This is a genomic window from Spirosoma sp., assembly GCF_026391055.1.
Taxonomy (GTDB): Bacteria; Bacteroidota; Bacteroidia; order Cytophagales; family Spirosomataceae; genus Spirosoma.
Genome location: NZ_JAPLET010000017.1, coordinates 408262 through 421671 on the forward strand (window position 1 = coordinate 408262; position 13410 = coordinate 421671).

Below are 13410 nucleotides of genomic sequence, written 5' to 3' on the forward strand. Positions count from 1 at the left end.
AACAGAAGATTACGATCAGTTTTGCCCAAGCACGTTGCTTTAGCCATCCCGCAAGTCTGCTAATACATTCCGCCTGTTTCATTGTTCTTTCATTTCCACCCACGCATGAGCCAGTATTGCATACGACCTGCCCGACGACATCTCTTTACAAACGATACGAGTTCTCCGAAGCGTACCCCGTTGGTAAGTCTTTTTAGCAAACTCGAACAGCTTGCCTTCGGGCACATGACTAAGGAGTACCTTATGCCCACCCGACATAGTTACCTCTATCTTATCAAGTTGACGCAACGCGCTCATTAAAGCCGGGTTAGCATACGTGGTAGCAGCTGGCTTTGCCATATACTGCCGAAGAGGTAAGAGGACTGCTTCCGGAAAGACGGTATCTGTCATGATTGGCTCCATCAGCCTTTGGAAAGCCATTTGCCAGGCTTTACCGTGTGGCTGAACACGCCGTTTGTACTGGCTGTTCACCGCAGCATGGGCCACTTCATGAACATAGGTAATCAGAAACGCATAAGGGTTCAGGTTGGCGTTAACTGTAATTTGAGTCTGGTTATGCGGCAGCACCCGGAAGTCTCCCAAGCGTGTTCGCCGGGGCCTGACTACCCGAAAAATAAACTTATACTGTTGCCATAGCTGATAGCAATAAGTGGCAGCCGTGGGCGGGAAATACGCGGTGAAGTGATCCGTCAAGGTATATAAAACAAAAAAGCCTTATAAAAATAAGGCTTTTTTGTAAATCGTAAAGGAGAAGAACGAATTACTTCGCGCTGTCTGCAGGAGCAACAGCAGCCGAATCAGTCGACATAGTCGAAGCTGAATCCGTCATCGTCGTTGTGTCGGTAGACATAGCAGCGGTCGAATCGGTTGTCGTCTCTTCAGTCTTTGGTTTGCTCTGGCAAGCTGCGAATGTCAGCATGCTGCCAACGAACAACAAGGCGAATACTTTTTTCATTACTTTCAGTGATTGTTTTAGGTTTTCGAGCACAAATATAGTTTTTTCCAGACTAATGCAATAGTAGGGCCTATTAAATCACATAAAATAAGGATCTCTATAGAAATAGTACTATTTAGGATTGACTTAATAAAAGATGTAGTTCGCTTTCAAAACATATTTTTCACTACTTAGTCGAGCGAGAAAGTATTTTATTATACATTCCGGTACTTCGGAAGGTGAGTAGTTTATGTCCGAAATAATTGGCCAGAAAGCTGAATCCCATCCCAACAACATGGGAGCCCTTCTCACGCCAAAACATGCTCTTTTCGGGGAAGATCGGGTTGGCAATCCACTCTAGCGTGGCAACTGCCATACCAACCTGTACAACCCAAGCAACTAAGGCAATGATACCAAACTTAATCATTTCCCGACCTGTGTTTCCTGTTTGCTTGGCGGAGAAGGCAAACAGTTTGGTTGGCACAAAACTCACCACCGTGGCTGTCAGGTAACCCAGAAACACGCTGGCTGAATAGTCGAACGACTTGCGGTACAATATCTGGCTGAAAAAGTTAACCGATGCACCAAATAGAGCCGTCAAAAAAAACGAGAGTAACATCTTGTAATTTTTGGCTTTCGGCTGGTTGATCCGGCTCGCTTGGGCTACTTTACTTGACAAAAGCAATCGGTTTTAACTTGTTAATAATTTTTGTCGCTATTCTAAAATTACAAACTTAAACTCTATTCCACGTTTATCGCTATTATATGGCCCTTCCTGAGCAGTTTGACCCATTAGAATAGACCCTGCAACAGACCCGGTGCAACACCCAGACCCAGCGTTAAAATAGTAGCCGCCAGCAGTACATATTTATAGAAAGGGGCTACACGAATAGGCTCAGCAGCACCATCGCGGAAGTACATGGCAATAATAACCCGGAAGTAGTAATAGATACCAACCGCCGACATGAGTACGGCAACAACAAGCAACCAGATTTGTCCACGCTCAACGGCGGTCGAAAACATATAGAATTTACCCCAGAAGCCGGCCGTCAGCGGAATACCAGCCAACGATAGCATTGACACCGTCATGGCGAAGCCTAACAGCGGATTCTGCCGGGCCAGACCGTTGAACGCATCGAAATTTTCGGTCGAAATACCCTCCTTAGAGATGGTTTGTGTATTTTTTTGTTGAGCTACCAGCAGCAAAACACCAAAAGCCGAGATGGTGGCTACGGAGTAAGCAAGCGAGTAAAAAACGATGGCCTGCTTCGTCTGCGCACCAAGTGCCGCCAGACCGATGAGCAGATACCCGGCATGTGAAATGCTGGAATAAGCCATCATCCGCTTAAAGCTGTTCTGATAAGCCGCGGTCAAATTACCAATAATGAGCGTGACAGCGGTGATAATGGCCAGAATTGTCCACCAGAAATTGTATACGCCAACAAACGAAACGGACAGCAACCGGAACAGAGCCGCAAAACCAGCGGTTTTTACCACGGTAGACATAAAAGCCGTGAAAATTGTAGGGGCACCATCATACACGTCGGGCGTCCAGAAATGGAAAGGCGCTGCTGAAACTTTGAACAGTAAACCGATTAACAGCATGAGCAAGCCAACGTACAGCAATAACGAAAGCCCTTGCTGACTGGCTGCGTATCCGCCAATACCTGCCAGTGTAAAGGACCCGGTAGCTCCGTACAGCAGCGCCATACCAAACAACATGATACCGGTGGTGAAGGCACCCATCAGAAAATATTTGAGAGCCGCTTCATTGGAACGCAGATTTCGCTTGTCGCTGCCCGTCAGCACATACATGGCAACTGAGAGGATTTCAACACCAACAAACAGCATGATCAGGTTCTCGAAGGCAATCATCATTACCGCTCCAACCAGCGAGAACAGGATAATCCCGTAATATTCGGCGGGTTGAGCTTCATCATTCTCAATAAAACTACCTGACAGGGCCACTACCAAAAAAGCAGACCCCAATACAATAGCAATAAACACCATGGCCAGGTTATTTACCCGAAGCATGTCGTTAAAATACAGGTAGGTTTTATTCCAGTCCAGGAAATTAACTGCCAGCGTAACCAGCAAAAAAAGCAGGGTTGCAGGCAGCAGAATTGCCTTCGACTTCATAAAGCCAAGAAACAACAGCGCTATGCCAAAAACCGATAACAGAATGATGGGGAGCATAAATTTTACGGTTTGTGATTTACGGCTTATCGTTCGCAGCCAGTCGTTTGGATGACTGTGTTCGGGCACCGTAAACTTTTTTATTTCATTGACACGGCCGTTGTACCGATGTACTTCATCAGGTTTGCCACGGCGGATTCGGTTACTTTGAGGAATGTGTGTGGGTAAATACCAATCCAGAATACCATTACCACTAGCGGAATAAATACCCAGCTTTCGGAGTTGGTCAAGTCAGTAAAGGATTCTGTACGGGAAGTAGTTGGGCCAAACATGCTTTTCTGGAACATACGAAGCATATATACTGCACCAAAGATAATGGTGAATCCAGCCGCCAGACCCAGGTAATGGTTGTAGGTGTAAACGCCGTGCAGGAGAAGAAATTCACCCACAAACCCGTTGGTGAGTGGCAGGGCTACACTTCCCAGCAGCATAATCATGAAATAGACCGTGAGCTTAGGCGTCGATTGCGTAATACCTCCCAACTGGTCGAGTTGACGGGTGTTAGTTCGGGAGAAAATAACGTCAGCTACGAAGAACATGCCCACTACGTTAATTCCGTGCGCCAGCATTTGAATAAGTGCTCCCTGCATACCGGTTTCGGTTTGTGAGAAAACACCAGCCGCCATCAAACCAACGTGCGAAAACGACGAATAAGCGATCAACCGTTTCATATCACGTTGCCGAATGGCAATGATCGCGCCGTAAATAATACCGATTACAGATAAGATAATGGCCGTTTTACCCCAGGTCTCTACCCCCAGCGGAACGATGGGCAGGATAAAGCGAATGAGGCCATAAACACCCATTTTCAACATGATACCAGCTAGCAACATGGTAGCCGGAGTTGGTGACTCAACGTAGGTATCGGGTTGCCAGGTGTGAAATGGGAACACCGGCATTTTAATAGCGAATGCGATGAAGAACGCCCAGAAAATCCAGTTTTCTGCCTGGGGCGTCAGGTTCAGCTTATAGAAATCAGCAATGGCCGATGAGTGAGCCGCTACCGCCGTTGGGGGCGTCTGGTAATAGAGATATACCAGGGCGACCAGCATGAACAAGCTGCCGAAAATGGTGTACACAAAGAATTTGAATGTAACCGGAATTCGGTTGTCTCCGCCCCACATGGCTGCCAGAAAGTAAATCGGAATCAGGGCTGCCTCGAAGAAAAGATAAAACAGAAATCCATCGCGGGCGGTGAACACACCCATCAGCGCAGCCTGCATAAATAGCATCAGCGCGTAAAAGGTGGCCGGTTGTTTATACGTCCGATTGAAAGTCGACAGAACAATGAACGGAACTAGTAACCCCGTCAGTAAAACCAGTAAGACACTAATGCCGTCGATTCCAGCGCTCAACCGGATACCCAGCGAGCCAATCCATGGATAGTCGAAGGCAAACTGCGAACTGGCATCGGGCTTAAAGCTGAAAAACGCATAACCAGCGCAGGCCAACTCAGCCAATGCGGCTAGTAAAGCACCCTGCTTTGCTCGTTCGCCCCCAAAAAAGAAAATCAGGGTAGCCGCTACGGCCGGGAAAAGAATCAAAAATAAAGTAAGCATATAGTCGATTTACGATATACGATGGACGAATGACACGCCAACGACCAGCATTATAAACGAATGAAGAACCGAAGGGCAAAAATGACGACAATACTCACGACCATTGCCAGTACATAAAAGCCGATAGATCCACTTTGCAACAGTCGCAACTGGGCCGAAATTTTTTGAACAACCCAGGCCACGCCATTGACAACTCCATCGACAAGTCCTTCGCCGAAACTGTAAAAGGCATCTCCCAGCCCACGAATTGGCCGGACAATAATGGTTTCGTACAGTTCGTCAACGTAGTATTTGTTGTAGATAACCTGCTCCGGCAACGACCGCTCAGCCGATTCGGGTGCCGGTACGACTTGGCGGCTGATGTACATGACATAAGCGATAATGAGTGCCAGCAAAGCCACCCCGGCTGAAACGGCCATCAATATGTACTCAGTGCTGTGCTCGATGGTCGATTCGGCGAATGCTTCGGGACTTACCTGCTTCGACCCTTCAAAAATAGGTGCCATGAAGCCACTCAGCCAGCCACCGCCTGGTAAGTTCAGGCCACCACCAATAATTGACAGAATCGCCAGCACAACCAAGGGTGCAGTCATGGTAGCCGGTGACTCGTGCAGGTGATGCCGCTGCTCTTCCGTTCCGCGGAACTCGCCGAAGAACGTCAGGAATAGCAACCGGAACATGTAGAAGGAGGTCAGGCCGGAACCCAGCACACCCAGTCCCCATAGTAATTTATTGTGTTCAAATACGTGTGCCAGGATTTCATCTTTCGAGAAGAAACCGGCAAAAGGAGGAAGACCCGAAATGGCAATGGTACCAATCAGGAACGTAATAAACGTAACCGGCAGAGCTTTCCGCAAACCACCCATTTTACGAATATCCTGCTCGTCGGACATGGCGTGGATTACGCTACCAGCTCCGAGGAACAATAACGCTTTGAAGAAGGCGTGGGTAATAACGTGGAACATGCCTGCAGTATAAGCCGTGGCGCTCAAACCCAGGAACATATAGCCCAACTGTGATACAGTTGAGTAAGCCAGTACTTTCTTAATATCATTTTGCAGCAGGCCAATGGAAGCCGCCAGTAACGCGGTAACGATGGCAATACCACCAATGATTTCGAGCGTTAACGGAGCCAGCGTATACAATACGTTCGAACGAACAACCATATAAATGCCAGCCGTTACCATGGTTGCTGCGTGGATCAGGGCCGACACGGGCGTTGGACCAGCCATGGCATCGGGAAGCCAGGTATAGAGCGGAACCTGCGCCGATTTACCCATGGCACCTACAAACAGTAGCAGTGTAATGGCCAGAATCGTTTTATCGCCAACGGCCAGACTGGTTGCCTGCTTAAAAATATCGACGTATTCAACCGTACCAAATGTGTTGATAAGCATGAATATGCCCAGCAAAAAGCCCAAATCGCCAATTCGGTTCATAACGAAGGCTTTCCGGGCGGCATTATTATAGCTGATGTTTTTGTTCCAGAAGCCGATCAGCAGGTAAGAACAAAGTCCAACACCTTCCCAGCCAATAAACATGATGACGTAGTTTGACCCCATCACCAGTAATAACATAAAGAAAATGAACAGGTTTAGGAAAGCCATGAACTTGCCAAACCCTTCGTCGTGGCTCATGTAGCCAATGCTGTACAGGTGAATCAGGGAGCCAACACCCGTTACGACCAGCAGCATCAGTAACGATAACTGGTCAATCTGAAACGAGAAATTGATATGTAAATCGCCCACGCTGATCCAGTCGAAAAGGGTAGCGATCTGCGGACCGGCATTAGCAGAGAGATTGGCGTTTCCCAGGAATGCCCCAAATAAATAGGCAGAAGTCAGGAAAGATGCCAGAACGGCAACGGTTGATATGGCCCCGGCTAAACCCTTAGGCACCCGACGAAAGCCCAAACCGTTAATCAAAAAGCCAATAAGCGGGAAGAGCGGAATTAACGCACAGAGTAATTCTATTTTCATTTTTTATAGTCAGTAACGGGGCCGCCCGTGCGGTCAGTAAATCAGTAGGTCGGCAAGTCGGTAAGTAACTGACGCATCAAATAAACACTAACGCCAGTTACTTACTGACTTACTGACTTACTGGCTAAATATTACCATTTCAGTTTATTGAGCAATCCCACATCAATGGAGCGGGTATTGCGGTAGATCATGACAATAATAGCCAGCCCCACCGATACTTCGGCAGCAGCAACAGCCATAATGAAAAAGACGAATACCTGTCCAGCCGAATCGGAACGATACGATGAAAATGCGATTAATAACAAATTGACCGCATTGAGCATGAGCTCGATGGACATGAAGATGATGATAGCGTTTCGCCGGGTCAGTACACCAATGATGCCGATGACGAACAGTGAGGTACTGAGAATCAGGTAGTACGTGAGCGGTATTTGCTGAATGACTTCCGGAATGAGGACGTCCTGCGTGGGTTGCATGGCTTGCCGGTTAATACAAAGTTCCGCAAAGGTAAAGATTATTCGGAATTGCCGTAACGGTGTTTTACGTTCCTGACGAGAATACGTCAAACATATAGGATATAAACAGCGCTTTTAGACAGGATTAAACACGCGGATAACTACTATTCAGCTATATCCTTACCTATACTTTTGTCCATCAAATTGACGGATTTGTCATTTCCCGTTACTGAACATACGAAGACGGATTTCCGTCAGCCGGCGTTTTGTATCGAGTGGAAAATCTCCTTTTAATATCCAGTCGTAAAAGGAAGGCTCTTTCTTTAACACTTCCAGCACGGGCGCTCCTTTGTGCTTTCCGAAGTTGAATACTTCCTCTCCCTTCTCATTAATCACCATCCGACCCGCGAGATCGATGTTTTTATTGGCGGTGAGGCTATGAAGCATATCAACATCGTTCTCAAATACCACATCCGCTCCGCTATCCGACTTAGCCACCATGCCCATGTACCGCTGTACCTGTGCATCCAGCACTTCGAGAGTAGCAATGGTATCGGCCTCAGCACCATGGGCACCAATCAGTTCCTTATTGCAATAAAATCTGTATGCGGCCGACAGATTTCGCGGTTCCATGAGGTGGAAGATGCGTTGGGCATCGACCAGCCGACGGTTTTTCATATCGAAGTCGACATTGGCCCGCAAAAACTCTTCGACTAGCAGCGGTACGTCGAAGCGATTGCAGTTGAAGCCCGCCAGATCGCACCCATCCAAAAACTGCGCCAGCGTCCGGGCAACAGTCTTGAACGGAGGGGCATTCTGAACATCGTCATCGTAAATACCGTGAATCATACTCGACTCCAGCGGAATGGGCATACCCGGATGAACACGCTGGTTTTTGGTGATCACCTCACCGCCTGGCAATGCTTTGATGATACAGATGTCAATAATACGGTCTTTGGCGATGTTGATACCCGTCGTTTCGAGGTCGAAAAAAGCGAGTGGCTTTTTGAGTACAAGTTGATGCGTCATAATCAAACCGAAATTTCGTGCGGTTTGATAACAAAGGTAAACAGGTTTCGGTGGAATCAGGCTTTTTTCAGCTCGTCGACCCACTTTATCCCGTTTTGGACAGCATCTACCGATGGCATTTTTCCGGCCTGCATCAGTTCCCGAATCGCAATAATATCTTGATCACGCTTAAGTCCGGCTACTGCTTCGATTTGGTTATTCTGAACGTAAAAAGCCAGAAACGATTCGTCGGTTTCCGGACTACCGTCATACAGTATATCATCAACTTGTGTAGTATGTCCAACGTAATTGATTCGCTTACCCTGCTGGTTAGTCCAGAAGAATGGGGCCATCTGGTACGGCGTTTCTTTACCGGCCATGTTCAACCCGGCCACGTGCCCCTGCTGACCCGCCACTTTCCAGTGTTCAATACGCTGTATTCCGTCTGACGTGGGGTAATGAACGATGTCGCCTGCAGCATACAGGGCGTCCGTTATTCTCAGGTATTCGTCGGTTCGCACACCTCCGTCTTTCTCGACAGGAATGCCTTTCAAAAAGTCCGTTCGAGGTTTAACACCTGCGCCAATCAGTACAAAATCGGCGGGGAGTCGCTCGCCATTGTCGAGAACCACTGCGCTAACAGCCTCTTCCCCTTCCAGATGGTCCAGTCTCCGCCCCAGATGAAACCGAATGCCCGCTGCCTCATGCCAGCCCTGAATGACCCGGCCGATCCGGGCACCCAGAATTTTCTCAAAAGGTGTTGTTTCCGGCCCGACAACATCCACCTCGCTGCCGAGTTTTCGTAAGCTCATGGCTCCTTCCAGTCCAATAAATGAACTCCCTACAATAACGACCCGCTTCCCTTGTTTCCCCAGGTTGCGCAGGGACTGGCTATCATGCAAACTACGCAGCGTGTAAACTCCCGTAAGTGCCGAATCGACGGCAGGCAGCTTGTTGGGCTTACCGCCAGTACACAGAAGCGCCTTATCATAGCCGATGGTTTCGCCCGATGCGAGTTCAATCTGCTTCGTTACCGGATTTATTCCCGTTACGGGCTGATTTGTCCGGATTTCGATACCGTAACTATCGTAGAACTCTTCCGGGCGGAGTGCCATCCACTCATCGGGTGCTTCGCCCTGCAAGTAATCCTTCGAGCAGTTTGGGCGGTCATACGGCACTTCTCCGCTGGCAGTGAGCATAACGATTTTGCCGGTAAAACCGCCTTCACGCATGCCCTCTGCTGCAAACGCGGCCGCTCCGCCACTGCCAATAATTACATAGGTTTCAGAATTGGCGGTGTCTGGCGCAGACATGGGATTCTCCAGACTTTCTTTATCCGTCGTTAGCCGTACAAACACCTGATCTCCTTCGATGCGTACCTCATGGGTCGGTAATCCATTCAGCGCAGGTGCTTCGAGTCGATGGCCATCCCTGATGTCGAAACAGGCATTGTGCCAGGGACAAACCAGTCGGTGCCCGTTCAGTAACCCCTTCACTAAAGGACCCTGATAATGTGAACATTTCGGATGAAGTGCATAAAACTGCCCATCGGCGCGGGCCAGCAACACATCTGTATCGCCAACACGAACTTCTTTCAGATCACCATCGGCCAGGTCATCAATATGGCATACAGGGGCTTCGGTATAGTCGGCTATCATGGTAGGTTAGGTTTAGCCTATAAACTCTCATGTTCACTAATTTGATTTGATCCAGCCTGAAAACTACGGTTATTACCTAATTTTGACCACTAATCCGGCAATTCTGCCAACGTATACTACCATGAAAGTAGCAGGTTTTACATTCATCAGGAATGCCAATATATATGATTACCCAATTGTTGAAGCCATCACGTCTATTCTGCCGCTTTGCGACGAATTTGTAGTGGCTGTTGGTAATTCGGAGGATGATACCCTGGATTTAATCCGTAATATTCCCACTGATAAAATCAGGATTGTTGAAACGGTCTGGGATGATAGTTTGCGGGAAGGCGGAAAAGTATTGGCTCAGGAAACCGACAAGGCACTGGCGGCCATCTCACCCGATGTTGATTGGGCGTTTTACATTCAGGGCGACGAAGTGATGCACGAAACGTATATTCCGGTTGTGAAACAGGCGATGGAAACGTATCTGGCCAATAGCGACGTAGAAGGGCTTCTGTTCAACTACTTACACTTCTATGGTTCGTATAATTACTATGGAAACTCAAGAAGATGGTACCGTCGCGAAGTTCGGATTGTTCGCCCGTTCAATCAGGTATATGCCTATCGGGATGCGCAGGGGTTTCGGCGAAGCAACAACAAAAAGCTAAGAGTCAAGCTGATCGACGCCTACATTTATCACTACGGCTGGGTAAAATCCCTGGAAAAAATCAAAAAAAAGTACAGCTATTTTTACCGCTTCTGGCATTCCGACGAGCAGATGAATATCCCTCAAAAGGAAGCAGAAAACTTCCAGTTTGCCAAACACATTGATTCATTGGCCCTGTTTAACGGCTCGCATCCGGCCGTTATGCAGGAGCGAATTAAACGGGAGAATATCCAGTTTGACTTCGATACCCGGCAGCAGAATTACTCCACGAGGGTTAAAGTTCTGGCCTGGGTAGAACGATTGACCGGCTGGCGTATTGGCGAGTACAAGAATTACAAAATTATTTAACAGCACTTTCTTGTGTAGAACCAATCGTCCCGGTCGGGTGTAAAAGGTTTGACTTTACACCCGACCGGGACGGTCGGTTCTACACGAAAAGCTTGACTTATTTGGAGGTAGCCATCACCATTTTAATATTCAGTTTGGCTCCGGTTTGCAGCACATCAACCAAATCCTGAACGGTTAAGGTCTTATCGAAACGAACCACAACGGTTGGCTCGGCAATACCGGCCATAATCTGTTTCAGTTCATTCTCCAGATTGGCCGGATCGACCGGTTTTTTATCAATGTAATATTTCTTATCGGCATCAACCGATAGCGTTACCTGTTTCTTGCTCAACTGCTGGGTTGAGGCTGCTTTAGGCAGCAACAGTTTGATTACATTAGGATTTGCTACCGTCGAGATAATCAGAAAGAACAACAGCAGGAAAAACATGATGTCGTTCAGGGATGAAGTTGCAACTTCGGCAGCAAATTTACTTTTACGTCGGAGTTTCATGCTAGTCTGGGCCAAGCTCTGGCCTGGCCCGTCTAAATTGTATTCATTGGCCAAGCTCTAGCTTGGCCCGGACAGAAATTACCGCATCCGGGCGGGTTCTGTGGTTGGTTTTTGAAGAACTTCGATAAACTCGAAGGCATTTACTTCCAGCGCCAGCGTAAACCGCTCGATCATCATATTGAGCAGGTGATACCCTGTGTAGGCAATAACGCCCACAATCAGACCAGATCCTGAGGTAATCATTTTCTCGTATAGACCACCGGCAATAATACCCACGCTGATATTATCGGATAACGAAATGTCGTAGAAAATCCGAATAATACCGGAAATGGTCCCGATAAAACCCAGCATCGGTGCAATACCGGCGATGATACCCAGATATCCCATGTTTCGCTCCAGCCGCGAGAGTTCAATCTGGCCAACCGTTTCGATGGTTCCTTCGATCTCGCGGATTGGCGAGCCGATCCGGCCAATGGCTTTCTCAAACACCCGACCCATTGCGGTACGCTGGTTTTTAGCGAACGATTCGGCTGATTTTATATTTCCCTGCGCCACCATATCCCGAATGTTATCGATGAAGTTAGCATCGTATCGACTTTGCGACCGAATCACAAAATACCGTTCGAAAATCAGGTAGAGTGCCGAAAACAGCAAAAATGCGATGGGAATCATGACCCAACCGCCTTTAGCTACGAGATCAAATAATTGCAGAGTTTGGGGTTGAGCAGCCGTTGTGGCCGACAGTGATGCGGCCGTAGTATCAACAGCCGGAACCTGGAGCAAGAGCATACGAACGAGTCGAATAAGTGGATGTGAGTAAATCTGCGGTCGTTATTGAAACAAACGTACTGAACTGTATATTGTTGTCAAAGATAAGGAAGCCACCCGAAATCGTTTAGAAAATTACCAAAAGCAGCCCGCCTAACGGTTCTTAACATTGGGCACCTTATTTATTTAACCCTTATAAATCGGTTACGATAGCCGATGCACGTCAAGGCTTCAACAGGATTTTCCCCCGACGCCCCGGCCGGTCGGCATGTTCGACGGCTTCGGCGATTTGGGCCAATGGATACGATGCCTCCACCGGCAATTGAATTTTGCCAGATGCCAGCAAACCTATCACATTTTGTGCCACTTCCTGCCGGGTCTGGCTATCTACCCGGCGCATCCAGTCCGTAAGCCAGAAACCCTTTACGGTCAATTCTCTAAAAATTAGCAAACCGGCGTTCAGACTAGGGTCCTGTAAACTCATCAACCCATAGATAAGCATGGTCCCGCCCTTAGCCAGGCACTTAACGGCTTCGGTAGCAATATGCCCGCCAACGGCATCAAGTACACAGCCGACACCGGCTCCATCGGTAATCTGCTTGACGCGGGCGGCCATGTTCTCGGTTTCGGTATTGATCACTTCGGTTAGTCCGAGGGCTTTCAATTCGTCGGTAAGATCGTCACGCCGAACGGTGCCGATGGTTTTGATACCTCGCATGGCACAGAGTTGAATCACCATTTTACCAAAAGCCGAGCCAGCGGCTGTTAGCATCAGCCAGCCGCCTTCCGGTACAGCCGCATCCTGAACCATAGCATAAGCCGTAAACGGGTTGACAAATAACTGAGCCGCCACCTCATCCGACATGACATCGGGTACCGGGATAAGGCTCCGGTGATGGGCAATAGCGTATTCCGACCAGGTACCAACGCTGGTGAAGCTCACCCGTACACCCGTTCGCATCTGCACGCCTTCGCCAACGGCATCCACAATACCCACACCCTCAAACCCGGCTCCTGAAGGCAACTGCGGCCTGATTCCATAGAGATTCTGTACGAACATGATGTCGGACGGATTTATTGGCGCGGCAATAACCTTGATGCGCACGTCATTTGGGCCGGGTTCGGGTATGGCAGTGTCAGCAAATTTGAGAATCTCGGTTGGTTTTCCGGTCTCGGTAAATAAGATGCTTTTCATAAGGATGACTAAATGAATTGATGAGGTGAATCCCGTTATGGTACGTCGGGCAAAAATGAATTTATCGCCGGGTTTGGAATAGGGTCAAAAATATGACTTAATTCGCACAAACTATTCCTAAACCTTGAGCGCAGTGATTAGTAGCCGATGAGTCGTGATTCATTCAGGCCA

Annotated in this window: 13 protein-coding genes; 1 reads left to right on the forward strand and 12 read right to left on the reverse strand. The window is 48.2% G+C overall.

Features of this window, described 5'->3' with window-relative positions:
* Positions 1-78 precede the first annotated feature (78 nt).
* The 9 genes from NT073_RS10435 to NT073_RS10475 all read right to left on the reverse strand — a co-directional run bounded on the left by NT073_RS10435 (position 79) and on the right by NT073_RS10475 (position 9789).
* On the reverse strand, positions 79-693 hold the full coding sequence (locus tag NT073_RS10435) for a SprT-like domain-containing protein (protein ID WP_297372691.1): 615 nt from the start codon (positions 691-693) through the stop codon (positions 79-81).
* Between the two features lie 67 nt (positions 694-760).
* On the reverse strand, positions 761-955 hold the full coding sequence (locus NT073_RS10440) for a hypothetical protein (RefSeq protein WP_297372693.1): 195 nt from the start codon (positions 953-955) through the stop codon (positions 761-763).
* Positions 956-1121: 166 nt separating this feature from the next.
* Positions 1122-1613 (reverse strand): GtrA family protein, encoded by a 492-nt coding sequence (locus tag NT073_RS10445; RefSeq protein WP_297372695.1) that lies wholly within the window; start codon positions 1611-1613, stop codon positions 1122-1124.
* A 113-nt stretch (positions 1614-1726) separates the two neighbouring features.
* Complete coding sequence (locus tag NT073_RS10450; protein ID WP_297372697.1) at positions 1727-3130, reverse strand: NADH-quinone oxidoreductase subunit N; 1404 nt, start codon at positions 3128-3130, stop codon at positions 1727-1729.
* Between the two features lie 80 nt (positions 3131-3210).
* The gene (locus NT073_RS10455) at positions 3211-4689 is read right to left on the reverse strand and encodes an NADH-quinone oxidoreductase subunit M (RefSeq protein WP_297372699.1); all 1479 of its coding nucleotides are present in this window, start codon (positions 4687-4689) and stop codon (positions 3211-3213) included.
* Positions 4690-4739: 50 nt separating this feature from the next.
* Positions 4740-6668 carry an NADH-quinone oxidoreductase subunit L gene (gene nuoL, locus NT073_RS10460; protein WP_297372701.1) on the reverse strand — a complete coding sequence of 643 codons (1929 nt, stop codon included), beginning with the start codon at positions 6666-6668 and terminating at the stop codon, positions 4740-4742.
* Positions 6669-6799: 131 nt separating this feature from the next.
* The gene (nuoK, locus tag NT073_RS10465) at positions 6800-7144 is read right to left on the reverse strand and encodes an NADH-quinone oxidoreductase subunit NuoK (protein ID WP_012930395.1); all 345 of its coding nucleotides are present in this window, start codon (positions 7142-7144) and stop codon (positions 6800-6802) included.
* A gap of 195 nt (positions 7145-7339) precedes the next feature.
* On the reverse strand, positions 7340-8152 hold the full coding sequence (locus tag NT073_RS10470; RefSeq protein ID WP_297372704.1) for a 3'-5' exonuclease: 813 nt from the start codon (positions 8150-8152) through the stop codon (positions 7340-7342).
* 56 nt (positions 8153-8208) lie between these two features.
* Positions 8209-9789, reverse strand: coding sequence for an FAD-dependent oxidoreductase (locus NT073_RS10475; protein WP_297372706.1), 1581 nt, complete (start codon positions 9787-9789; stop codon positions 8209-8211).
* A 121-nt stretch (positions 9790-9910) separates the two neighbouring features.
* Between NT073_RS10475 and NT073_RS10480 the strand changes: the two genes are divergently transcribed.
* The gene (locus tag NT073_RS10480; protein WP_297372710.1) at positions 9911-10786 is read left to right on the forward strand and encodes a glycosyltransferase family 2 protein; all 876 of its coding nucleotides are present in this window, start codon (positions 9911-9913) and stop codon (positions 10784-10786) included.
* Between the two features lie 97 nt (positions 10787-10883).
* Here the strand turns inward: NT073_RS10480 and NT073_RS10485 are convergent, their stop codons facing one another.
* From NT073_RS10485 to NT073_RS10495, 3 genes are all read right to left on the reverse strand, one after another.
* Positions 10884-11276: a biopolymer transporter ExbD gene (locus tag NT073_RS10485; RefSeq protein ID WP_012930391.1), complete on the reverse strand. Its 393-nt coding sequence runs from the start codon at positions 11274-11276 to the stop codon at positions 10884-10886.
* A gap of 78 nt (positions 11277-11354) precedes the next feature.
* Positions 11355-12065, reverse strand: coding sequence for a MotA/TolQ/ExbB proton channel family protein (locus NT073_RS10490; RefSeq protein WP_297372714.1), 711 nt, complete (start codon positions 12063-12065; stop codon positions 11355-11357).
* A 202-nt stretch (positions 12066-12267) separates the two neighbouring features.
* On the reverse strand, positions 12268-13239 hold the full coding sequence (locus tag NT073_RS10495) for a zinc-dependent alcohol dehydrogenase family protein (protein WP_297372716.1): 972 nt from the start codon (positions 13237-13239) through the stop codon (positions 12268-12270).
* Positions 13240-13410: the final 171 nt, after the last annotated feature.